This window comes from Micromonospora sp. NPDC048999 (assembly GCF_040649295.1).
In the GTDB taxonomy this organism is placed as follows: Bacteria; Actinomycetota; Actinomycetes; order Mycobacteriales; family Micromonosporaceae; genus Micromonospora.
The window spans coordinates 548,539-569,395 of sequence record NZ_JBEZFI010000001.1 but is presented as its reverse complement, the minus strand read 5'-3'; the positions used below and the strand labels follow the sequence as shown (position 1 = coordinate 569,395).

Annotated in this window: 20 protein-coding genes and 1 pseudogene; 9 read left to right on the top strand and 12 right to left on the bottom strand. The window is 71.5% G+C overall.

Annotated elements, in window-relative coordinates:
* Positions 1 to 10 precede the first annotated feature (10 nt).
* Positions 11 to 514 carry a SigE family RNA polymerase sigma factor gene (locus AB0C02_RS02765; protein WP_357540390.1) on the top strand — a complete coding sequence of 168 codons (504 nt, stop codon included), beginning with the start codon at positions 11 to 13 and terminating at the stop codon, positions 512 to 514.
* Positions 507 to 1,358: a hypothetical protein gene (locus AB0C02_RS02760; protein ID WP_357540388.1), complete on the top strand. Its 852-nt coding sequence runs from the start codon at positions 507 to 509 to the stop codon at positions 1,356 to 1,358. The genes AB0C02_RS02765 and AB0C02_RS02760 overlap by 8 nt, the downstream gene beginning before the upstream one ends.
* A gap of 70 nt (positions 1,359 to 1,428) precedes the next feature.
* Here the strand turns inward: AB0C02_RS02760 and AB0C02_RS02755 are convergent, their stop codons facing one another.
* The 3 genes from AB0C02_RS02755 to AB0C02_RS02745 are packed head-to-tail and all read right to left on the bottom strand — an operon-like array spanning position 1,429 to position 4,684.
* Positions 1,429 to 2,994 carry an AMP-binding protein gene (locus AB0C02_RS02755; protein WP_357540386.1) on the bottom strand — a complete coding sequence of 522 codons (1,566 nt, stop codon included), beginning with the start codon at positions 2,992 to 2,994 and terminating at the stop codon, positions 1,429 to 1,431.
* A gap of 21 nt (positions 2,995 to 3,015) precedes the next feature.
* A complete protein-coding gene (locus tag AB0C02_RS02750; protein WP_357540384.1) occupies positions 3,016 to 4,230 on the bottom strand; it encodes an acyl-CoA dehydrogenase family protein in 1,215 nt (404 codons plus the stop codon).
* A gap of 1 nt (position 4,231) precedes the next feature.
* A complete protein-coding gene (locus AB0C02_RS02745; protein ID WP_357540382.1) occupies positions 4,232 to 4,684 on the bottom strand; it encodes an SCP2 sterol-binding domain-containing protein in 453 nt (150 codons plus the stop codon).
* A gap of 75 nt (positions 4,685 to 4,759) precedes the next feature.
* Here AB0C02_RS02745 and AB0C02_RS02740 point away from each other — a divergent pair, with 75 nt between their 5' ends.
* Positions 4,760 to 5,353, top strand: coding sequence for a TetR/AcrR family transcriptional regulator (locus AB0C02_RS02740; RefSeq protein ID WP_357540380.1), 594 nt, complete (start codon positions 4,760 to 4,762; stop codon positions 5,351 to 5,353).
* Positions 5,354 to 5,379: 26 nt separating this feature from the next.
* Here AB0C02_RS02740 and AB0C02_RS02735 read toward each other — a convergent pair whose 3' ends face one another.
* From AB0C02_RS02735 to AB0C02_RS02715, 5 genes are all read right to left on the bottom strand, one after another.
* The gene (locus AB0C02_RS02735; protein ID WP_357540378.1) at positions 5,380 to 6,630 is read right to left on the bottom strand and encodes an adenylosuccinate synthetase; all 1,251 of its coding nucleotides are present in this window, start codon (positions 6,628 to 6,630) and stop codon (positions 5,380 to 5,382) included.
* Positions 6,627 to 7,580, bottom strand: coding sequence for a hypothetical protein (locus AB0C02_RS02730; RefSeq protein ID WP_357540376.1), 954 nt, complete (start codon positions 7,578 to 7,580; stop codon positions 6,627 to 6,629). Before AB0C02_RS02730 ends, AB0C02_RS02735 begins: the two co-directional genes overlap by 4 nt.
* Before the next feature lie 43 nt (positions 7,581 to 7,623).
* The gene (locus AB0C02_RS02725; RefSeq protein WP_357540374.1) at positions 7,624 to 8,376 is read right to left on the bottom strand and encodes an NUDIX domain-containing protein; all 753 of its coding nucleotides are present in this window, start codon (positions 8,374 to 8,376) and stop codon (positions 7,624 to 7,626) included.
* Between the two features lie 81 nt (positions 8,377 to 8,457).
* Positions 8,458 to 9,324, bottom strand: a complete 867-nt coding sequence (locus AB0C02_RS02720) for a MaoC/PaaZ C-terminal domain-containing protein (protein WP_357540373.1) — start codon at positions 9,322 to 9,324, stop codon at positions 8,458 to 8,460.
* A complete protein-coding gene (locus tag AB0C02_RS02715; RefSeq protein WP_357540371.1) occupies positions 9,324 to 10,682 on the bottom strand; it encodes a 3-oxoacyl-ACP reductase in 1,359 nt (452 codons plus the stop codon). The genes AB0C02_RS02720 and AB0C02_RS02715 overlap by 1 nt, the downstream gene beginning before the upstream one ends.
* Positions 10,683 to 10,736: 54 nt before the next feature.
* Between AB0C02_RS02715 and AB0C02_RS02710 the strand changes: the two genes are divergently transcribed.
* Positions 10,737 to 12,029: an acetyl-CoA C-acetyltransferase gene (locus tag AB0C02_RS02710; RefSeq protein WP_357540369.1), complete on the top strand. Its 1,293-nt coding sequence runs from the start codon at positions 10,737 to 10,739 to the stop codon at positions 12,027 to 12,029.
* A gap of 65 nt (positions 12,030 to 12,094) precedes the next feature.
* Here the strand turns inward: AB0C02_RS02710 and AB0C02_RS02705 are convergent, their stop codons facing one another.
* The gene (locus AB0C02_RS02705) at positions 12,095 to 14,437 is read right to left on the bottom strand and encodes a right-handed parallel beta-helix repeat-containing protein (protein WP_357540367.1); all 2,343 of its coding nucleotides are present in this window, start codon (positions 14,435 to 14,437) and stop codon (positions 12,095 to 12,097) included.
* 275 nt (positions 14,438 to 14,712) lie between these two features.
* Between AB0C02_RS02705 and AB0C02_RS02700 the strand changes: the two are divergent.
* Positions 14,713 to 14,895, top strand: a pseudogene (locus AB0C02_RS02700) (GntR family transcriptional regulator); the annotation flags it as partial.
* A gap of 486 nt (positions 14,896 to 15,381) precedes the next feature.
* On the opposite strand, the gene AB0C02_RS02695 reads toward AB0C02_RS02700, so the two are convergent.
* Positions 15,382 to 16,122 (bottom strand): 3-oxoacyl-ACP reductase family protein, encoded by a 741-nt coding sequence (locus AB0C02_RS02695; RefSeq protein ID WP_357540365.1) that lies wholly within the window; start codon positions 16,120 to 16,122, stop codon positions 15,382 to 15,384.
* Between the two features lie 136 nt (positions 16,123 to 16,258).
* Here AB0C02_RS02695 and AB0C02_RS02690 point away from each other — a divergent pair, with 136 nt between their 5' ends.
* Positions 16,259 to 16,873: a hypothetical protein gene (locus AB0C02_RS02690; protein ID WP_357540363.1), complete on the top strand. Its 615-nt coding sequence runs from the start codon at positions 16,259 to 16,261 to the stop codon at positions 16,871 to 16,873.
* A gap of 70 nt (positions 16,874 to 16,943) precedes the next feature.
* A complete protein-coding gene (gene purB / locus AB0C02_RS02685; protein ID WP_357540361.1) occupies positions 16,944 to 18,368 on the top strand; it encodes an adenylosuccinate lyase in 1,425 nt (474 codons plus the stop codon).
* Between the two features lie 11 nt (positions 18,369 to 18,379).
* Here purB and AB0C02_RS02680 read toward each other — a convergent pair whose 3' ends face one another.
* Together AB0C02_RS02680 and AB0C02_RS02675 are read right to left on the bottom strand one after the other, a co-directional pair.
* Positions 18,380 to 18,946, bottom strand: a complete 567-nt coding sequence (locus tag AB0C02_RS02680) for a YbjQ family protein (RefSeq protein ID WP_357540359.1) — start codon at positions 18,944 to 18,946, stop codon at positions 18,380 to 18,382.
* A 24-nt stretch (positions 18,947 to 18,970) separates the two neighbouring features.
* On the bottom strand, positions 18,971 to 19,651 hold the full coding sequence (locus AB0C02_RS02675; protein ID WP_357540357.1) for a DUF1986 domain-containing protein: 681 nt from the start codon (positions 19,649 to 19,651) through the stop codon (positions 18,971 to 18,973).
* Between the two features lie 258 nt (positions 19,652 to 19,909).
* Here AB0C02_RS02675 and purS point away from each other — a divergent pair, with 258 nt between their 5' ends.
* Positions 19,910 to 20,173 carry a phosphoribosylformylglycinamidine synthase subunit PurS gene (gene purS / locus AB0C02_RS02670; protein ID WP_350932016.1) on the top strand — a complete coding sequence of 88 codons (264 nt, stop codon included), beginning with the start codon at positions 19,910 to 19,912 and terminating at the stop codon, positions 20,171 to 20,173.
* The gene (purQ, locus tag AB0C02_RS02665) at positions 20,170 to 20,853 is read left to right on the top strand and encodes a phosphoribosylformylglycinamidine synthase subunit PurQ (RefSeq protein WP_357540355.1); all 684 of its coding nucleotides are present in this window, start codon (positions 20,170 to 20,172) and stop codon (positions 20,851 to 20,853) included. The genes purS and purQ overlap by 4 nt, the downstream gene beginning before the upstream one ends.
* The last annotated feature ends 4 nt before the right edge of the window (positions 20,854 to 20,857 follow it).

Here is a 20,857-nt window from a genome sequence, read left to right as displayed (position 1 = left end):
GGTGACCGGGGTGCCGGTTGATGTCGAGGGTTACCGCGAGTACGTCACGGCGCGGCTGGAATCGTTGCGGCGGACCGCGTACCTGCTCTGTGGGGACTGGCACACCGCCGACGACCTGGTGTCGACGGCGCTGGTCAAACTGCTCCGGCACTGGCGGCGGGTGTCCACCATGGACAGCCCGGACGCGTACGTGCGGCGCACCCTGCTCCGGGTCTGGTTGGACGAGCGGCGGCGGCCGTGGCGGCGGGAGTCCGCTTGGGCGGAGGTGCCCGACCGGGCCGTCCGCCCTGCCGCTGACGCCAGCGTCGACCGGGTCACCCTCCTCGCCCTTCTGGCCGAGCTGCCGCCTCGGCGGCGGGCCGTCCTGGTGCTGCGCTACTTCTGCGACCTGTCGGTCGAAGAGACGGCCCGGGAACTCGGCTGCAGTCCAGGGACCGTGAAGAGCCAGGCCGCGCGCGCGATCGAGATGCTGCGGGGCCGCCTGGCCAGCGAGGAGGTGCGTACCGATGGATGACATCGCGGGCGAGCTGCGGGCGGCGGCGGGCAGTTCGCCCCCCACTCGGATCGACGTGGATCGGCTGATCGCCACCGACCGGCGGCATCGGCGGATGCGGGCTTGGACGCTGAGCGGCACGGGCGCGGCGGTCGCCGTCGCGGCGTTGCTGCTGGCACCGGCGGTGCTGCACGGCCCGGCGGCTCAGCCGGACCGGTTCGGCCTGGCGCCGGCCGCACCACAGACGCCGACGTCGGGCGGGACGGAAGAGCCGCCTTGTGCCCCGGTGACTCCCCGGCCCAGCGGGGATCCGGTGCCGCAGCAGACGTACCCGACGGTGCGCACGCGTCCTACGGAGGCGCCGGCCGCGGCGGTGGGCCGGTTGACGAGCGTGCTGCGCGGGGCGTTGCGGGACGTGGTGCCACCCGACGTCACCGTTCGGGCGGAGCTGCCCGGCTGCACCGACCCGCAGTTCCAGTACCAGCCGAGCTACCGCACGTACGTCGCGAGCGGCCGCCTGGCGCGCGGTGCGGAAGAGGGCTTCCTCGTGGTGGACCTGCGCCCGACCGCAGCGGACGAGGCTGCGGACTGCTTCAACCTGACCGGCGATTCGGAGCACTGTACGGAGACCGAGCTGGCCGGCGGCGACGTGCTCCTGACCAGCGCGGTGCCGTACGGGGTCGACGGGGTCACCCAGCTTTCGGCGGTCCTGGTACGGACGGACGGCAGCACGGTCAGGGCGATCACCGCCAACGTGGGCATCGGGCCGGACGGTGCCTCCCGGCGCAGCGCGGAGCGGCCGCTGCTCACCGCCGCGCAGCTGGAGGCGCTGGCCCGGACGGCCGGGCTGACCCTCTACCCCTGAGCGGTCGAGCGGTTCATGAGGGGGTGCGGCCGATGATCCGGTGGAGGATGTCGGCCGCCGCCCGCTCGATTCAGGCGTAGTAGCGGCGCAGTTCGCGGCCGAGCACTTTGCCGGTGGCGTTGCGGGGCAGGTACTTGACGAAGACCACGTCCCGGGGCACCGAGAAGCGGGCCAGGTAGTGCCGGACGTACTCGCGGATCGCCTCCGGGTCGAGGGCCTCGCCGGGTTGCAGGGCCAGGAACACGGCGAGCCGCTGGCCGTACTCCGGGTCGGGCACGCCGATCACCGCGACCTCGCGCACCTGGGGCAGCCGGGCGATCAGGTCCTCCACCTCGGCGGGGAAGACGTTCTCGCCACCGGAGACGATCATGTCGTCGGCCCGTCCGTCGACGTAGAGCAGGCCTTCGGCGTCGATCCGGCCCAGGTCACCGGTGTCCAGCAGGCCGTCGCGGCGCTCCCGGCCGGCCCCGGTGGTGTATCCGTCGAAGAGCATCTCGTTGCCCACGAAGATCCGCCCGACCTGGCCGCCGGGGACCGGCGTGCCGCGCTGGTCCAGGATCGCCAGCCGGGTGCCGGGCGGCGGCCGGCCGGCGGTTCCGGGCGCCCGGCGCAGGTCGGCCGGGTCGGCGATGGACGCCCAGGAGACCTCGGTCGAGCCGTAGAGGTTGTAGAGGACGTCGCCGTAGCGGTCCATGAACGCGGTGGACAGCCCGCCGGGCAGCGCGGAGCCGCTGACCGCGACCACCTTCAGCGGTGGCCGGGGGTCCGGCGGCGGCAGCTCCATCAGCCGTTGCAGCATCACCGGTACGGCGAAGAGCGCGTCGCAGGGCTGCCCGGCCAGGGCGGCCAGCGTGGCGGCCGGGTCGAACCGGCGGTGCAGCACGACGGTGGAACGCAGCGCGAAGGCCACCTGGAGGGCCGTGTACCCCCAGGTGTGGAAGAGGGGCGCGGCGATCATCAGGGTGTCCCGGGCGTGCAGCGGGATCCGGTCGATGATGGAGGCCAGCGGGCCGAAGCCGTTCGGCGCGGGCCGGCGGGCGCCCTTGGGTGCCCCGGTGGTGCCGGAGGTGAGGACGATCGTCCGGCCGTCCCGCTCCGGCGGCCGGAGCTGGGTTCCGGGCAGGGCACCGGCGATCAGCTCCTCCCGGCCGCGCTCGTCGACCCGGTGCACGTCGGCGGGGAGGCCGAGGACCTGCTCGGTGAACTCGGCGTCGTGCACCAGCACCCGCAGCGCCTGCTCCTCGGTCACGGTGGCGAGCTGCGTCGCGGAGAGCCCGGTGTTGACCAGTACGGCGTCCGCGCCGAGCAGCAGCGCCGCGACGATCGCCTCGATCAGCCCGTGGTGGTTGCGGCACAGCAGGCCGAGCCGGTCGCCGGCCCGGACGCCGAGGCCGGCCCGCATCGACCGGGCCAACCGCTCCGCCCGGACCAGCAGTTCCTGGTACGTCAGCGTGGCGCCGTGCTCGTCGACCACAGCGACCCGCCCCGGGTCGCGCGCGGCGGCCTGGCGCAGCTCGCCGGCGAGGCCGAAGCCCCACCTGCGCAGCGCGCCGAGCTGGGCGGCGACCCGGACCGGGTGACCCGGGTTGAGCAGTCCGCGTCGGGTCAGCGTGGTGACGATGAACGGCAGGTCCAAGCCGCAGCCCTCCTCGGTGGGTCAGCGGATCTGCATCCCGGAGATGGCTCGGGAGATGACCAGTCGCTGGATCTCGGAGGTGCCTTCGAAGATGGTGTAGATCTTGGCGTCCCGGTACCAGCGCTCCACCGGGTGGTCACGCAGGAAGCCGGCGCCGCCGAGCAACTGGACCGCCTTCCCGGTGACCGAGACGGCCACCTCGCCGGCCTTGAGCTTGGACATCGAGCCCTCGCCCGCAGTGAACGGCCGGTTGTTGCGACCCATCCAGGAGGCCCGCCAGACCAGCAGCCGGGCCGCGTCGATCTCCATCTTCATGTCGGCGAGCGCGAACGCGACCGCCTGATTCTCGATGATCGGACGGCCGAACTGGACTCGCTGTCCGGCGTAGTCCAGGGCGTACTCGTACGCGGCGCGGGCCACGCCGAGCGCCTGCGCGCCGACGGTCGGGCGGGTCAGCTCGAAGGTGCGCATCGCCGCCTGCCCGGAGGAGCGTTGCCCGGAGCGGGCCCGGTCGAGCCGGGCCAGCAGGGCTTCCCGCTCGCCGAGCAGGCAGCGCCCCGGCACCCGTACGTCGTCGAGGAAGACGTCGGCGGTGTGCGACGCGCGCAGGCCGAGCTTGCGCAGCTTGCGGGTGGCGGTCAGCCCCGGCGTGCCCGGCGGTACGACGAACGCCGCCTGGCCCCGCGAGCCCAACTCCGGCTCGACCGAGGCGGTGACCACGTGCACCCCGGCGATCCCGCCGTTGGTGGCGTACGCCTTCTGCCCGTTCAACACCCACTCGTCGGTGGCCTCGTCGTAGACCGCGCGGGTGCGCATGGCCCCGACGTCCGAGCCGGCCTCCGGCTCGGTGCTGCAGAAGGCGGCGACCGCCGGCTGGTCGATGTCGCCGAAGCACTGCGGCACCCACTCGACGAGCTGGTCGGGGGTGCCGGCGCCGTAGATGGCGGCGACGGCCAGCGAGGTGCCGAAGATGCTCAGCCCGATGCCGGCGTCGCCCCAGAACAGCTCCTCGCTGGCGATCGGCAGGGAGAGGCCGGTGGGGTCGGCCCAGCAGGTGGCGAGGAACTCGAAACCGTACAGCCCGACCTTCGCCGCCTCCTGGATGATCGGCCAGGGGGTCTCCTCGCGGGCGTCCCACTCGGCTGCGGCCGGGCGCACGACGTCGGTGGCGAAGCCGTGCACCCAGTCGCGGAGGTCCCGCTGCTCCTCGTTCAGGTCGAGCGAGAACTCGGCCATCTCACGCCTTGGGGAGGTCGAACAGGTTGGCGATGTTGGCGGCGAGGCCCAGGTCGCCCTTGGCCTTGAGCTTGCCGGTCATGAACATCATGACCGGGTTGGCGCTACCGGAGACGATCTTCAGGAAGTCGACCGGGCCCATGGTCAGGCTGAGCTTCGGGTCCCGCGCCGGGGTGTTCGTGACGGCGCAGGTGCCGTCCTCGATGACGATCTCGTAGGTGTCGGTGCCGCCGTCGGCGCGGCCGGCGATGTTCCAGTGGATGACGGCGTTGGTGGAGCCGGCGCGGTCGGCCCGGAACAGCGACGGCATGCGGTCGAAGACCGCGCTGAGGATCTTGCCGCGCAGGTCACCGGACATGACCTCGGCGATCTTGCCGTCGGGGGTGGACTTGACCAGCTGCGCGAACTCCTTCGGGCTGAGGTTCGCGAAGTTGGCCGGGTCGAAGTCCGTCATGGGGATGCACCTCTCGCGGCGAGCCGACATGGTTACTCGGGCGTAACCTTACGTCGGGGTAGGTATGCTCGCAAGGTGTCCGGCATGCCCCCCTTCAAGCGCCTGCCCCGGGCCGTACGCGAGCAGCAGATGCTCGACGCGGCGGTCAAAGTGTTCTCACGCAGGGGTTTTCACGCCGCCAGCATGGACGAGATCGCCGACGACGCCGGCATCTCCAAGCCGATGGTCTACGCGTATCTCGGCACGAAGGAAGAACTCTTCGTCGCCTGCCTGCACCGCGAAGGCGCCCGGATGATGGCGGCCATCGTCGACGCGGCGGCACCCGGCCTGCCCGCCGACGAGCGGCTCTGGCACGGGCTGCGCGCCTTCTTCAACTTCGTCGGCGCGCACCGGGACGGCTGGGCGGTGCTCTACCGGCAGGCCCGCGGCACCGAGCCGTTCGCCGCCGAACTGGCCGCCATGCGCAGCCGGCTGGTCGACCTGGTCGCCGGGATGCTCGACCACGCGTTCCGGGCCAGGGGCCGCGAGGTGAGCGCCACCGATCTGGAAGTCGTCGCGTACGCCCTGGTCGGCGCGAGCGAGTCGCTGGCCGACTGGCTGGCCGACCACCCCGAGGCGGACCCCGAGCAGACCGCCACCCGCGTGCTGAACGTCTGTAAGGAGGTGTAACGCCTCCGGTACCGAAGGGAACCCTTCTAACGAGCAGTCGGCAGGAGCGGGCGGCGGTTGATGAGCTTGTCGTCCGAGGTCGGGCCGTGCGAGGTCAACTCCACCGGAACACCCAGCGCCCGCTCCACCGCTGCCGGCCAGTCGGCGGGCGGACCGTCGTACACCGGGCGGGCCCGCAGCAGGCGGGCGGTGAGCGCGGCCTGGCGGTCCAGGTCGCCGGTGGGCCCCGGGACCAGCCGGTCGAACGTGTCGTAGCGGTGGCAGATCCGCAGCCGCGGGCCGGCCAGGTCGAGGTGGGTCAGGGCCAGCGCGTCCACCCCGCCGACCACGTCGAGGGCATAGCGGTGGGCGACCGCGTCGAAGTGGCCGAACCGGAACCGGCCCTGCCAGGGATTGGTCGGATTGTGCGGATCGGTGAACGGCAGCGCCGGGTCCTCGGTGACCAGTGGCCCGGGCCCGTGCCGGGTGGTGACCGTCCGCAGCACCCCGAGCCGCTGCGCCGTGCCCGCCAGGCCCGCCTCGGTGAGCAGCGCCTCGGCGTTGGCGAAGGTGGTCGTGCTCCACGTCGTGTACGGGTGGAAGCCGTGCCACTCGTCCAGCAGCACTCCCTGTGCTCCCTCGAAGACGCAGCTCTCCGCCCGCAGCACCCCGGCCAGGTACGACCGGCCCACGATCGCCACCCGGCCGGCGAACCCGGCGTACGCGGGCAGGCAGTCGGAGACCGGCGGGGCGTCCAGCGGACCCAGCTCGGCGGTGAGCCGGTCCCGCAGCGCGGCGAGCCGGCGGCGTAGCACCGCCGGGTGGCGGCAGTCCGCCACCCGGGGCGCCTCGTCGGGGTGGGTGAGGCCGTACGCGACCGCCTCACCCACCCCCAACCCGCAGGAGCCGTGCCGGTCGGCTCCCCGGGCGATCTCCCGGGCCCGGTTCGCGGCCCGGTGGTACGGGGTGGTCAGCAGCGCCTCGCCGTCCACGGTCAGCCGGTCGAGCGCGTCGGGCACCCCCACCGCCGTGAGGTGGTCGGCCTCGGCGGCCAGCGCCAGCGGGTCCACCACCACGTGCCGCGACAGGTGCGTACGGACCCCGGGGCGGAACGTCCCGGCGCCGAACTGCGCGAACGTGTGGTGTCGCCCGTCGCGCAGCACGACGTTGTGCGCCGCCTGCGCGCCCCCGTTGAAGCGGACCACCGTGTGCACCGGCCGGCTCGCGCAGAGCCAGTCGACGACGGTGCCCTTGCCGGCGTCGCCGTAGCCGAGGTCGACCACCATCACGTGCCTCACCGCCGGGTGCCCCCGCTGCCGTCGGAGGGGGCGGACGGCAGCGCCGTCACCGCGCGCCGGCCGCCGAGCGGGGCCAGCGCCCGGGAGACGGTACGGGCGGCCGTCGAGCCGGCCCGGTCCAGGTCATGCAGCCCCTCGTCCAGGTCGATGGCCTGCTCGCCGAGGCCGACGGTGAGCGCGATCGTCTCGCAGACCGCGTCCAGGTCGTCCAGCTCGACGGCGTGCTGCCCGAGCAGCGAGCGCCAGAAGTCGAGCACCTTTCGGCTGCCGGCGTGCGCGCTGCCGGCCGGGAGCAGGTAGTAGGTGTCCCAGCGGCGGGTCACCTCGTCGACGATCTGCCGTACGGGCATGTTCTCGTGCAGGTCGTCGCCGATCAGCCGGCGCACCTCGCGGACCTTCACCCGCGGGTACGCCAGTTCGTCGCCGATGATGAACAGATAGCCGCGCCGCCTGCGCTTCTCCCAGTGGTCGGTGACCGTGTGCCGGGCCATGAAGTAGAGCGCCAGCTCGTACGACTCGGTGAGCTGACCGCCACCGCCGCCCTCCAGCACGATCCGGCCGAGGTCGTCGTCCATCCGGTTGTCCGACTCGAACTGCCCGATCTGCAACGGCACCCGGTCGCAGGTGGCGTCGCCGATCGCGCCGAACATGATCTGCGGGTCGCGGGCGTAGCCCTGGCGTAGCAGCAGGCCGAGCAGCTGTGGCAGCTTGGCCTGCAGCACCCGGGGAACGTGCCCCATCGAGCCGGTCACGTCGAACAGCACCGCGATGGGCGTCGACTGCGGGTGCTCGGCGGAGTCGCGGCTCTCCCGGACCGCGTCGCGCGGGTCGAGCGCGGGGTGCACGGTCCGCGCCCCGCTGTCGCTGTAGGAGAAGGCGCTCTTTCCGGTGGCCCGCCGGTAACGGTCGGCGGCGTCGTACACGTCGGTGGACCAGTATCCGCTGCCCATGGCAGCCTCCTACGGGTTAGGGTGACGGGTGGACGGGCGGTCCTCACCGGACCGTCTCCTCAAGGGCGGGACGCAGCAGCGCCGGGTGCAGCAGCCGGGCGTCGCCGGCCCGGTAGAGCTTGGCCCGGGGGCCGCCCCGGGCGCCGCCGCGCTCGGTGCTCGCGCCGGTGCTCTCCACGAGGCCGGGCACCGAGAGCACCTTGCGGTGGAAGTTGCCGGCGTGCAGCGGGTGGCCCCAGACCGTCTCGTAGACGGCCCGTAGCTCGGTGATGGTGAACTCCGGTTCGAGGAAGCGGGTGGCCAGCGGGGTGTATTCCAGCTTGGACCGGGCCCGCTCCAGGCCGTCGTCGATGATCCGGGCGTGGTCGAAGGCGAGCTGTCGACTGGTCAGCGCGGTCACCGGCAGCCAGACCGCGTCGTCGGCGTCGGTGCCGGCGGCCGGGTCGGGCAGGTCGGGGGCGAACGCCAGGTGGGCGATCGAGACCACCCGCATCCGGGGGTCGCGGCCGGGAGCGCCGTAGCTGCCGAGCTGCTCCAGGTGGACCCGGCGCAGTCGTTCGCCGCCGAGCCCGGTCTCCTCGGCCAGCTCCCGGCGGGCGCCGGTGGCCAGGTCCTCGTCGGGGTGGACGAAGCCGCCGGGCAACGCCCAGTGCCCCTCGTACGGTGGGGCGCCCCGGCGGATCAGCAGCAGGTGCAGGGTGCCCTCGCGGATGGTCAGCGCCACCACGTCGACGGTGACCGCGACCGCCGGGTAGTCCCGGGGGTCGTAGGCGGCGAGGAAGTCCTGCTCGTTCACGGCGTCTGCCTCACTCTGAGAGCAACTCAATGTGAGAACAACTTAGCGCGCCGAAGCGGAAACGCCAACCCCCCTCTTTTCTCAGTGGACGGTGCCCGCCAGTTGCGGCTTGCCGGTGTGGGCGTCGTGCAGGGCGAAGTCCCAGCCCGCTCCGGTCGCGCTGGCGCTGAAGGCCACCGTGGATGGCAACAGCACCGGCTGCCTGAACGACACCTCCACCGTGTACGCCTCCGGCAGCCGGCTCTCCAGCGCGGCCAGGCAGCGCGCCTTGCTCCACATGCCGTGCGCGATCGGGCGGGGGAATCCGAACAGCCGTGCCCCGAGCGCCGAGGTGTGGATCGGGTTGTGGTCCCCGGAGACCCGGGCGTAGTCGGTCCCCACCCGGGGGGTCACCCGCCACTGCGCCGACGCCGCCGGCGCAGTCGGGTGGTCACCCCGCTCGCGCCGCGCACCGCCGCCGGCCTCCCGCTCCTTTCCCAGGTACGTCGAGACGCCGCGCCACACCTCCTCGCCGCCGATCGAGCCGATCAGCACCACGTCGAGCTGCCGACCCCGCTCGTGCGGGCGCAGGTGCTCCGCGTACGCGTGGAAGTCCAGTGTCTCGCCGACCTCGACCGGCCGGTGCAGGGTGATCCAGTTCGCCACGTGCACCACCCCGGTCAACGGGATGGGAAACTCCGCCGTGGTCATCAGCCGCAGCGCCAGCGGAAAGCCCAGCACGTGCAGGTACGTCGCCGGCAGCCGGTCGGCGAGCCGGAACCCGCAGACCCGGTCGTAGTCGGCCAGTCGCGCCCGGTCCACGGTCACCCCGCTGACGGTCAACTCCACCTCGGGCAGGCCCGGCCCACGCCGCCCGCCCAGTCCGGGCAGCGCGCCGAGCAGCGCGCGCCGGTAGAGCGCGCCGGCCGCCGGCATCCGGTGCAGTTGCCGCTGCTCACGCCCCGTCATCACGCACCCAGCAGGCTCTGGCCGCAGACCCGGACGAGGTTGCCGGTGACCGCACCGGTCGCCGGCCAGCCCAGCCAGCCGATCGTCTCGGCCACGTCGACCGGCAGACCGCCCTGGGACATGCTGTTCATCCGCCGGCCCGCCTCGCGCAGCACGAGCGGCATCCGGGCGGTCATCCGGGTCTCGATGAACCCGGGCGCGACCGCGTTGAGGCTGATGCCGCGTTCACGCAGCACCGGAGCGAGCGAGTCGACCAGGCCGATCACCCCGGCCTTGCTGGTCGCGTAGTTGGTCTGCCCCCGGTTGCCGGCGATGCCCGCGATCGAGGAGACCGAGACGATCCGCCCGCCGGCCGGGATCAGGTCGCGCTCCAGCAGCACGTCGTTGATCCGCTCCTGACTGGACAGGTTCACGTCGATGACCGAGTCCCACCGGTCGGCGTCCATCCGCCCGAGGGTCTTGTCCCGGGTGATGCCGGCGTTGTGCACCACCACGTCGACCCGGCCGTGCCAGGCGGCCAGGTGCTCGGCCAGCCGGGTCGGGGCGTCCGGCGCGGTCAGGTCGAGCTGCACCGCGCTGCCGCCGATCTCGTTGACGACCGCGGCCAGCGCGTCGCCGGCGGCGGGGACGTCCAGCGCCACGACCCGGGCGCCGTCCCGCGCGAGCACCCGGGCGAGCGCCGCACCGATGCCCCGCGCCGCCCCGGTGACCAGGACGACCTGCCCGTCCAGCGGCCGGTCCCAGTCGGCCGGTGCCGTGGCGGTGCCGGCGCCCACCCGGATCACCTGCCCCGACACGTACGCGGACCGGCCGGACAGCAGGAAGCGCAGGGTCGACTCCAGGCTGACCGAAGTGCCGGCGTCCCCGCCAGGCGTGACGTACACCAGTTGGGCGGTGACGCCCCGACCGAACTCCTTGCCGATGCTGCGGGTCAGCCCCTCCAGGGCGCGCTGCGCGGTCGCCTCACGCGGCGAGCCGCACTCGGCCGGCGGGGTGCCGAGCACGACCACCCGGCCGCTGGGCAGCAGGGCGCGGGCCTGCGGGTGGAAGAAGTCGTAGAGCTGACGCAGCCCGGTGGAGTCGGTGATGCCGGTGGCGTCGAATAACAGGGCGGCGAAGCGCGAGGTGGCGTCGGGGGTGGCGGCCGGATCGGCCAGCTCGACCCCGGCGGCGGCCAGGATCTTGCCGACCGGCTCGGCGAGCCGGCCACCGGTGGCGGAGCCGAGCAGGACCGGCCCGGGAACGAGCGGGTCGCCCGGTGTGTGCCGGCGCAGTCGAGGCGGATCGGGCAGCCCGAGGCGCTTGACCAGCGCGCGACCGGCCCCCGTCTGGACGAAGCTCGCGTACCTGTCGGTCATAGGCGTAGCCTACTGGCGAGTAGGGTTCGGGCAACAGCTTCGAGGAGGCCGATCGTGCAGAGTGTCCGGCGGGTCGCGGTCATCGGCGGCAATCGCATCCCCTTCGCCCGGTCCAACTCGCGCTACGCCCAGGCATCCAACGCCGACCTGCTCGGCGCGGCCCTGGACGGCCTGGTCGCCCGGTTCGGCCTGGCCGGGCAGCGGGTCGGCGAGGTGGTCGCCGGGGCGGTGCTCAAGCACTCCCGGGACTACAACCTCACCCGCGAGGTGGTGCTCGGCTCGAAGCTCGACCCGCACACCCCGGCGTACGACATCCAGCAGGCCTGCGGCACCGGGTTGGAAGCCGTCATCCTCGTCGCCAACAAGATCGCGCTCGGGCAGCTCGAGGTCGGCATCGCCGGCGGCGTCGACACCACCTCGGACGCGCCGCTGGCCCTCAACGAGGACCTGCGCCGCACGCTGCTCCAGCTCAACTCCGCCCGAACCCTCGGTGAGCGGCTGAAGGCCGCCGCGAAGTTCCGCCCGCACCAGCCGTTCAAGCCGGAGATCCCACGCAACGCGGAGCCGCGTACCGGGCTGTCCATGGGGGAGCACGCCGCGCGGACGGCGCTGCGCTGGAACATCGACCGGCCGGCCCAGGACGAGCTGGCGCTCCGCTCGCACCAGCGGCTCGCCGCCGCGTACGACAGGGGGTTCTTCGACGACCTGCTGACCCCCTACCTCGGGTTGACCCGCGACCAGAACCTCCGCCCGGACACCAGCCCGGAGAAGCTCGGCTCGCTGAAGCCGGCCTTCGGCACGAAGGGGCCGGACGCCGAGCGGGCCACCCTGACCGCGGGCAACTCGTCCCCGCTCACCGACGGCGCGTCGACGGTCCTGCTGGCCAGCGAGGAGTGGGCACGGGAGCACCGGTTGCCGGTGCTGGCCTGGTTCACCTGGTGCGAGACGGCCGCGGTCGACTTCGTGCACGGCGACGAGGGGCTACTGATGGCCCCCGCGTACGCGGTGCCCCGGATGCTGGCCCGGGCCGGCCGCACCCTCCAGGACTTCGACTTCTACGAGATCCACGAGGCGTTCGCCGCGCAGGTGCTGGCCACCCTGGCCGCGTGGGAGTCGCCGGAGTTCGGCAAGGAGCGGCTGGGCCTGGACGCGCCGCTCGGGACGATCGACCGGGACCGGCTCAACGTCAACGGCTCGTCGCTGGCCGCCGGGCACCCGTTCGCGGCCACCGGCGGCCGGATCGTGGCCACCCTGGCCAAGCTGCTCGCCGAGAACGGCAGCGGGCGCGGCCTGATCTCCATCTGCGCGGCCGGCGGTCAGGGCGTGACGGCGATCCTGGAGCGCTGACCGTTCCCGAAATCGGCGACGCCCGTCCGGGTACCCCGGACGGGCGTCGGTCGTCGTGCGGCGGATCAGCTGCCGAGCTTGAACTTCTCCCACGTGCCGACCTTGGTGCGGTTGGCGATCAGCGATTTCTTGCCGGCCTTCTGGACGGTGACGTAGCGGTTGTTGACGACCGCCTTCAGGCTGACCGTGCCGTCGCTGTTGCGGACCAGTTTGAACTTCTCCCAACCACCGACGCTGAGCCGGTTGGCGATCAGCGATTTCTTGCCGGCCTTTTCCGCGCTGACGAAGCGGTTGTTAGCTCGGGCGAACAGGGCGACCTGCCCGTTGCCGAGGTCGACCAGGTCGAACCGCTCCCACGCGCCGACCTTGGTGCGGCTGGCGATCAGCGATTTCTTGCCGGCCTTCTCGGCGGAGACGAAGCGGTTGTTAGCGCGCGCCTTCAATGAGCGGCCGGCGTCGGCGACGGTGACCCGGTAGAACTTCTCCCGCGTGCCGATCGTGGTGGCGTTGGCGACAAGCGCGGCACTGGCCGACGGTGCGCCAACGTAGCGACCGGTGTCGACCGACTTGAGGCTGATGGTGCCGTCGGCATTACGGGTCAGGGTGAATCGTTGAGCGGCCGTCACGACTATGCCCTGCAGCGTCAGATCTGGACGGGGGTATTCGGCGGTGACGTACTTGTTGCTCTTTCGGGAGTAGAGCGCGACCTGACCGCTGCCGGCATCCACGAGGTCGAACTGGCTGCTCGCGTCCAACGTGGCGTGGTCTGCCCGCATCAGCGACGTCGCGGCCGTCGGGCTCACGTAGCGGAGGGTGGTGCGGCTGAGCAGCCCTAGCGTGCCGATGTGCGGCAGCAGGCTCAACTCCTGGGCGGTGAGGTGGCTCTGGCCGTCGGTGTCGGTGACCTGGACCTGGACAAAGTCGAAGCGGGGGGTGCTCAGTTTTTTGAACCGGTGCGTGAGGACCGGGGTTTTCTGGGTGACGGTCGTGCCGTCGCTGAAGCCGAAGCGGTAGGAGGCGATCGGGAAGTGACCCGCTTTGGAACTGGAGGCGTCGACGGTCACCGAGCTGGCTGCGGGATTCAGGGCGACCGTGAACCGAGCCTCCGGCCCTTGGACGATTTCCATCGCGCCACGGTCGGCGTAGGTGATCGGGCCAGCGCCGGTGTTCGGCACCCACGGGTCGTCGAAGCGGGCCCTGCCCACCCGGTCCGTGGCCTGGAAACCGGGGGCGGCCGAGTTCGCCGAGTCGATGCTGTCCCTCAGGTTCCCGGTCTCCCGATCGTGGCTGGCCTGACCGGACGCGGCGCGGAACGCCGCCAGACTCATCTGGGTGCCATTCCACGCGTAGATCCTCGACGACGGTGCGACGGAATGGTCGGCGTTGTTGTAGTCGACCACGATGTCTCGGGTGGCCGCGTCGTACACGCCGATCTCTACCCCGAAGGGTGCGGACGGTTCGCAGCCGACCTGCCCGAAGTAGCTGTTCTTGATCAGCAGGTTGTTCTGCACCGAGACCCTGCTGGAGGATCCGTCGACCCGGATGCCGTCGCGGCAGCGGTCCTGGACCGTGTTGTTGGTGATCGCGGTGCCGCTGGCGCCGTGGTTGTGGATGCCATAGCCAGCCCCACCGGCTACCTCGTTGTTCACGACCAGCGTCCCGGTCGCCCCGGCCTCGACGACGATGGCCGCGTCGGTGGAGCCCCAGATGCGGCTGTTGAGGATGCTGTTGCCGGGGCCCTCGACCCGGATGCCGACGCTGTGCTTGACCTTCGCAAGGCCGTACGAGTCGCCGGGGATCGCGAGGTACAGGTCGTTCAGGCTGACCCCGGTGGTGGTGGCGTCCAGGGTGACGACCGCGGCCGGCGATTGCCCGCCGGAGTCCCCGGCCGGGTTGCCCGAGCAGCAGACGCTCGCGTAGAGGCCTCTGATCGACGATCGTGTGACACCGGCGAGGCGGACGGCGGGTACGGTGGAGCCGTCGGCCACGCTGAAGCTGCTGTTTTCGATCTCGATGCCGGAGGCGTTGCGCAGATCGAGGGCGGGGAGGTCGGCCGGATAGGCGACGCTGAGCCCCTGGATCTTGATGTCGTGCTGGCCGTCGATGGTGATCGCGGCCTTGGGGCCATAGAGAGCGGCCTGGCGGTTCGACTCCCAGCTGCGGAAGACGATCGGCTGGTCCGGCGTGCCGGAGGTGGTGATCGTGAGGTGCTCGTTGTACTCCCCCCGACCGATATCCACGGTCTGGCCGGCGGTGACGATCGCAGCGGCTGGCTTGATGCTGCAGAACGGCCGGTCCAGAGTGCCCGGCCCGGTGTTCGAACAGCCGGTGACGAGTTGGCGGACGTAGAGCACGGTCGGCTCGGCGGCCTGCGCCGGCGCGGTGGACAGCAGAAGGCCGCTCGTCATTGCGACAGCGGTGATACTGGCGATGATCGATCGATGCATGTGAACCCTTTTGGGGGAGGAAGGCCCGAAGCGGGTCGAGAAGACAGGATCTCTCGCCGGTAAAGCTCCCGCTGCCCCAGTCGTCATAACGGGCGCTAGGTGCCTCCACCACGGATAACCCCTTCAGGTGCGAAACGGGGCAATCCCCCACATTCACATAGTGATCCTCCGCATGATGAGGGCGATGATCGTCCCTTTTCGGGAGGTTCATAGTGAAAAATCGTCGCTGGCTGCTCGACCGGGTGTCAACCCGGATGCCCATGTCCGACGGGGTCGAGATGCTGCACCTGCCGCCGTGCGTCTCGGTGCTTCGCCAGTTCCGGGTGATTCACACCGACGGTGGGCGACCGGTTGAGGTGTCCATACTCGTCAAGGGCGGCCATTTGCACGAGCTGCGCTACGAAGAGCAGCTCTCTTAGTTTCCACGCCAGCCCGCCTCGGGCGGCAGGTGACTCAGTGTTACTTGTCCGCCTGGCTGGTCGAGGTGACTTTCCACCTTTGCTCTGCAGCCATGGGCGCAACAGCTACTTATCGTCACAGGCGCGGCTCGGGTGCCGCGCGACAGGCCAACAGTAATTGCAGCTCAGCAGAGTGTTGCGTCCATGGCTGCAGAGCAAAGGAAGATTCGAGCGGCCTGTGGCTCGGCCTGTCGGCCACGCAGCGTAGCGTTCGATCCTCAAACACGGAACGTCACCATCAGTGGCGTGAGCGCCCTACGAAGGAGCCGGAGAACGCTTCATCAGCCGCGACCCGTCGCCTGTCACATGAGCGAGCCGCAGGCACTACGACGGGGCCGCCGCCGGTGCCGGACGGCGAGCGCGTGAGTCGTTTGCGTATCAGGTTGATAGGCGCCGACAAGCACACAGCCGACCGCCCGACCAGCGGCGGAGCCGGCCCGCCATCAGTCAGGCGGTGGAGCCGCCGTCGATGGCGATCGACGCACCGGTGATGTGCCGGCCGCCCTCGCCCACCAGGTGGCTGACGGTGGCCGCCACGTCGGCGGGCGTCCCGTAGCGGCCGAGAGCGATGTGTGAGCGCTGCATGTCGGCGCTGGCGCTGTCCGATGGGTTCATGTCCGTGTCGGTCGATCCGGGCAGGATCAGGTTGACGGTGATCCCGCGCGGGCCGAGTTCGCGGGCGAGGGCCCGGGTCAGGCCGTTGACCGCGCTTTTGGTCATGGCGTAGACACTGACTCCCGGGTCCGGGACGCGGCTGGCGAAGCTGCTGCCGATGTTGACGATCCGCCCGCCGTCGCCCATGTGGCGTACCGCCGCCTGGGTTGCCAGGAACGCCCCGCGCACGTGCACGGCGATGGCCAGGTCGAGGTGGTCGAGGCTGACCGTGTCGATCGGCCCGGCCGAAAAGACGCCGGCGTTGTTGACCAGGATGTCGAGCCGCCCCAGTTCGGCGACGGTCTGCTCGACCGCGTCGACCACCGCCGTGCCGTCGGCGCTGTCGGCCCGGATCGCCAGGCCGGTGCGGCCGTACGACTCGATGTCGGTGACCACGGCCTTCGCGCTGTCGTCCGCAGAGCGGTAGGTGAACGCGACGTGGGCTCCGTCTTCGGCCAGCCGGCGCGCGACGGCCGCGCCGATACCGCGGCTCCCGCCGGTGACGAGGGCAACCTTGCCGGTAAGTCTGGACACGCTTCCCCAATCCTGTTTGTCGACTCAGGATGGTGATCACCTTATCCGGCGCTCGGCACGGCGCTTGCTGACCGTCTTTACCGTGAACGCCAGCCCGCCTGGATGTCACCGGCGGCGGCACTCACGAGGAGCGGTCATGCCCGGTCAAGCTGTGCTCCGTACCACCGTCGTCGCCCTGGCCGCCGCGCTGGCGGTCGCCGGTTGCGGGCCCAGCAGCACGAAGAGCGCCGACGCCACGGCCTCGCCCACCGGCGACGCGATGCCAGTCGAATCCGCCGCGCCCGCCACCGACGGGGCGACGCCGCCCGCTGACGGCGGCCAGACCCAGACCGGCAGCGGCTCGACGGGCGGCGGCTCGACGGGCGGCGGCACCGGCAGCAACGGCGGGCAGTCCGGCAGCAAGCCGAAGACGACCGCCCCGAAGGCGGCCGGCCCCACCATCGCCTATTTCCGGGTCGCCCAGAAGCCGTCCTGCCCGTCCGGCACCAGCAAGAACCCGATCGAGGGCACACCGGCCGTCATCGAGTGGAAAGCCAGCAACGTCGACTCGGTCGCCCTCTCCGTCGACGGCCCGGACCTGTACGAGGGCAACCTCCAGCCCACCGGCAGCAGGGAGCTGAACTTCCCCTGCTCCGGGGCCGAGGGTGACACCCAGCGGCACACCTACCTGCTGACGGTCACCAACGCCCAGGGCAAGCAGACGAAGACCCTCGTGGTGACCGCGACCGTGCACGAGATCACCCAGGTGTGAGACGGGCCCGGCCTGCGCGGAGGCCCATGCCGGTGCGGCGGCGACCGGCGGGTACGGGAGAATCAGGGTCGTGACGACGATCCCGAACGTGCTCGCCCACCGGTACGCCTCGCCCGAACTGGTCGCCCTCTGGTCGCCCGAGGAAAAGGTACGGATGGAGCGGCGGCTCTGGCTCGCCGTACTCAAGGCCCAGCGGGACCTCGGCGTGCCGGTGCCGGACGGGGTGGTCGAGGCGTACGAGCGGGTGGTCGACGACGTCGACCTGGCCTCGATCGCGGCGCGCGAGCGGGTCACCCGGCACGACGTGAAGGCCCGGATCGAGGAGTTCAGCGCCCTCGCCGGGCACGAGCACGTGCACAAGGGGATGACCTCCCGGGACCTCACCGAGAACGTCGAGCAGCTCCAGATCCGCGCCTCGCTGGAGCTGATCCGGGATCGGGTGGTCGCCACCCTGGTCCGGCTCGCCTGGCACGCCCACGAGTATTCCGGCCTGGTGATGACCGGCCGGTCGCACAACGTCGCCGCGCAGGCGACCACCCTGGGCAAGCGCTTCGCCTCGGCCGCCGAGGAGCTGTTGATCGCGTACGAGCGGCTGGAAGATTTGATCAACTGGTTCCCGCTGCGCGGCATCAAGGGTCCGGTGGGCACCGCCGCCGACCAGCTCGACCTTTTCGACGGCGACGCCGACAAGGTGGCCGAGCTGGAGCGCCGGGTCGCCGGGCACCTCGGGTTCAGCCGGGTGCTGGACAGCGTCGGGCAGGTCTATCCCCGCTCGATCGACCTGGCGGTCATCGCCGCGCTGGCTCAGGTGGCCGCCGCGCCGTCGTCGCTGGCCACCACGATCCGGCTGATGGTCGGCCAGGAACTGGTCACCGAGGGCTTCAAGCCCGGTCAGGTGGGCTCCAGCGCGATGCCGCACAAGATGAACACCCGCTCGTCGGAGCGGGTGAACGGCTTCGCCGTGATCATCCGGGGCTACCTGTCGATGGTCGGCGAGCTGGCCGGCGACCAGTGGAACGAGGGGGACGTCTCCTGCTCGGTGGTTCGCCGGGTAGCCCTGCCGGACGCGTTCTTCGCCGCCGACGGGCTGTTCCAGACCTTCCTCACCGTGCTGGACGAGTTCGGCCCGTACCCGGCGGTGATCAACCGGGAGCTGGAGCGTTTCCTGCCCTTCCTGGCCACCACCAAGATCCTGGTCGCGGCCGTGCGCCGGGGCGTCGGTCGGGAGGTCGGGCACGAGGTGATCAAGGAGCATGCGGTCGCGGTCGCGCTGGCCATGCGGGAGAAGGGCGCGGCCGAGAACGATCTCTTCGACCGCCTCGCCGCGGACGGCCGCCTCAACCTGACCCGCGCCGAGATCGACGCCCTGGTCGCCGACCGAAACGCCTTCGTCGGCGCCGCGGGGGCCCAGGTCGCCCGAATCACCGCCCGCATCGCCAAAATCGCCGAATCCCACCCCCAGGCCGCCGCCTACTCCCCACCCCCCATCCTCTGACCCTCGCGCGGTTAGGACTTGCGGGTGGGGGTTTCGGCGGCGGAGGAGAGGTTGGGGGCGCTGGGCGGTTCGGCGATGCCGCCGGGCGCGGACGCGATCTCCGGATCCTGGGCGGTGTCGGCCGCGACGATGGGCTGGTCGGGGGGCATGACCTCCGGCATCTTGGCAACGACGATCACCGCGGTGCCGTACGCGCAGATCTCCATCCACATCTCGCCGCAGTCCCGGCTGTCGAAGCGCATGCCGATCACCGCGTTGGCGCCGAGCCGGCGGGCCTCCTCGCCCAGCCGCGCCACGGAGTCTGTACGCCAGCGGGTGAGGTTGTCCGGTGCCGACGGGTCGTACGCGCCACCGCGGAGGTTCTTGACCCCCTCGCGGTACGGGTTGCGCGTCCTCGCCATCGAGGAGACCACTTCGCCGAGGATCTGGCGGATCTCGTAGCCGGGCAGTTGATCCGTCGTCACTACCAGCACGGTTCCGATGCTGTCAGTCGGGCCGTGACCCGAACGTCTGCCGTGGTCACCTGATCGGATGCTGCGAAACGAGTCGGCGCGGACGGTCGGCGCGCCGCCGACCATCCGCGCCGCGACCGGCGCTAACCGTCAGACACCGGCCGTCGAGGTGATCCAGGACCGGTTGTACGCGACACTGGCGTAGTTCTGGATGCTCACGCCGTCGGCGGTCGAGGCGACGCCGACCTGGAGGCCGTTGTAGAACTGCGGGCCGCCCGAGTCGCCCTTCCAGGCGTTGCCGTTGATCCGGCTGCTGCGGATGGCCTGGCCGCCGTACGCGTCGGTGGCGCTGGTGCTGGTCACCTGGACGGTGGCGGTCTTGAGCTGGCTGGACGGGTTGCACCCGCTGTTGCAGGTCATGCCCCAGCCGTAGATCGAGTTGGTGGAGCCGACCGGCGGGTTGCTGCTGGCCAGCGAGACGGCGGAGGTGCCGACCGGGCTGGAGAGTCGCATCAGCGCGAGGTCGTTGCGGGTGTAGGTGGCGCTGACGCCGCTGGTGGAGCCACCCGAGGCGTAGTAGACGCTGCCGACCCGGACGGACATGGTGCCGCTGATGCAGTGCCGGGCGGTGAGCACCCACGACGAGGCGATCACGCTGCCGGAGCAGGTGAACGAGCCGTTGCTGAAGACCGCGGCGGCCCAGGGCGCCGACGAGACGGTGCCGCCGCCGATGATGTACGGGCTGACGGGGGCGGCGACGGCGCCGCTGGCGGCGCCCAGCACGCCCACGAGGGCGGTGCCGAGCACGGCGACCAGGGATCGGATACGCATCGGGAACACTCCTTGCCTCACGGACCCGGGATCGCCGGGTCGGTCGAGCCGGTGGGGTGCGGTTCACCCCGTCGGCCTAGCATCGAGCCTTGTCGATGTAGGGTAGGGGTCGTCGGCGGTCCTGGCAAGGATTCGGTCGCCGGTCACCGCCCGAACCGTTCCCGGCCGGTGCGGGCGAGGCGAAATCTGCCAGGTACGCTGGCTGGGCTCGCCCGTTGTGGGTCGGCACCCAACTGCGTACACAGTCAGGAGTGCCTAGTGCCTCGCGTCGTCGTCGACGTCATGCTCAAGCCCGAGATCCTGGATCCTCAGGGCCAGGCCGTCGCAAACGCGCTGCCCCGGCTCGGCGTCAGCGACGTCGCCTCGGTCCGGATCGGCAGGCGGATCGAGATCGAGTTCACCGGTGAACCGGATCTGGACCGGGCCCGGGAAATCGCCGACAAGCTGCTCGCCAACCCGGTCATCGAGGACTTCACCGTCCGTCTGGTCGAGGCCGACGAGACCGTGGACGCGCACCCGTGACCGCCCGGGTCGGTGTGGTGACCTTCCCCGGCTCGCTCGACGACGGGGACGCGGCCCGGGCCGTCCGGGTCGCCGGTGCCGAGCCGGTCCGGTTGTGGCACGGCGACCCGGAGCTGCACGGGGTGGACGCCGTAGTCCTGCCCGGCGGCTTCTCCTACGGTGACTACCTGCGCTGCGGGGCCATCGCCCGGTTCGCTCCGGTGATGGAGACGATCGTGGACGCCGCCCGGGGCGGTCTGCCGGTGCTCGGCATCTGCAACGGCTTCCAGATCCTCTGCGAGGCCCACCTGCTGCCCGGGGCACTCACCCGCAACCAGCACCTGCACTTCCGTAACCGGGACCAGGTCCTGCGCATCGAGTCCGTGGCCACCGCCTGGACCAACGCGTTCCAGCCGGGCCAGGAGGTGCTGATCCCGGTCAAGAACGGCGAGGGCTGCTACGCCGCCGACCCGGCAACGCTGGACCGGCTGGAGGCCGAGGGTCGGGTCGTGGCCCGCTACCTCGGCGGCAACCCCAACGGTTCGCAGCGCGACATCGCCGCGATCACCAACGAGGCCGGCAACGTGGTCGGCATCATGCCGCATCCCGAGCACGCGGTGGAGGCGCTCACCGGTCCCTCCCTGGACGGTCTCGGCTTCTTCACCTCGGTGCTCAAGCACCTGGTGGGGGCCCCGGCGTGATCGT

Coding starts and splice junctions, on each gene's coding strand:
- AB0C02_RS02760 (WP_357540388.1), top strand. CDS start 507: ATGGATGACATCGCGGGCGAGCTGCGGGCGGCGGCGGGCAGTTCGCCC.
- AB0C02_RS02750 (WP_357540384.1), bottom strand. CDS start 4,230: ATGGCCGAGTTCTCGCTCGACCTGAACGAGGAGCAGCGGGACCTCCGC.
- AB0C02_RS02745 (WP_357540382.1), bottom strand. CDS start 4,684: ATGACGGACTTCGACCCGGCCAACTTCGCGAACCTCAGCCCGAAGGAG.
- AB0C02_RS02730 (WP_357540376.1), bottom strand. CDS start 7,580: ATGGGCAGCGGATACTGGTCCACCGACGTGTACGACGCCGCCGACCGT.
- AB0C02_RS02720 (WP_357540373.1), bottom strand. CDS start 9,324: ATGACGGGGCGTGAGCAGCGGCAACTGCACCGGATGCCGGCGGCCGGC.
- AB0C02_RS02715 (WP_357540371.1), bottom strand. CDS start 10,682: ATGACCGACAGGTACGCGAGCTTCGTCCAGACGGGGGCCGGTCGCGCG.
- AB0C02_RS02705 (WP_357540367.1), bottom strand. CDS start 14,437: ATGACGAGCGGCCTTCTGCTGTCCACCGCGCCGGCGCAGGCCGCCGAG.
- AB0C02_RS02690 (WP_357540363.1), top strand. CDS start 16,259: ATGCCCGGTCAAGCTGTGCTCCGTACCACCGTCGTCGCCCTGGCCGCC.
- AB0C02_RS02680 (WP_357540359.1), bottom strand. CDS start 18,946: ATGGTCGGCGGCGCGCCGACCGTCCGCGCCGACTCGTTTCGCAGCATC.
- AB0C02_RS02675 (WP_357540357.1), bottom strand. CDS start 19,651: ATGCGTATCCGATCCCTGGTCGCCGTGCTCGGCACCGCCCTCGTGGGC.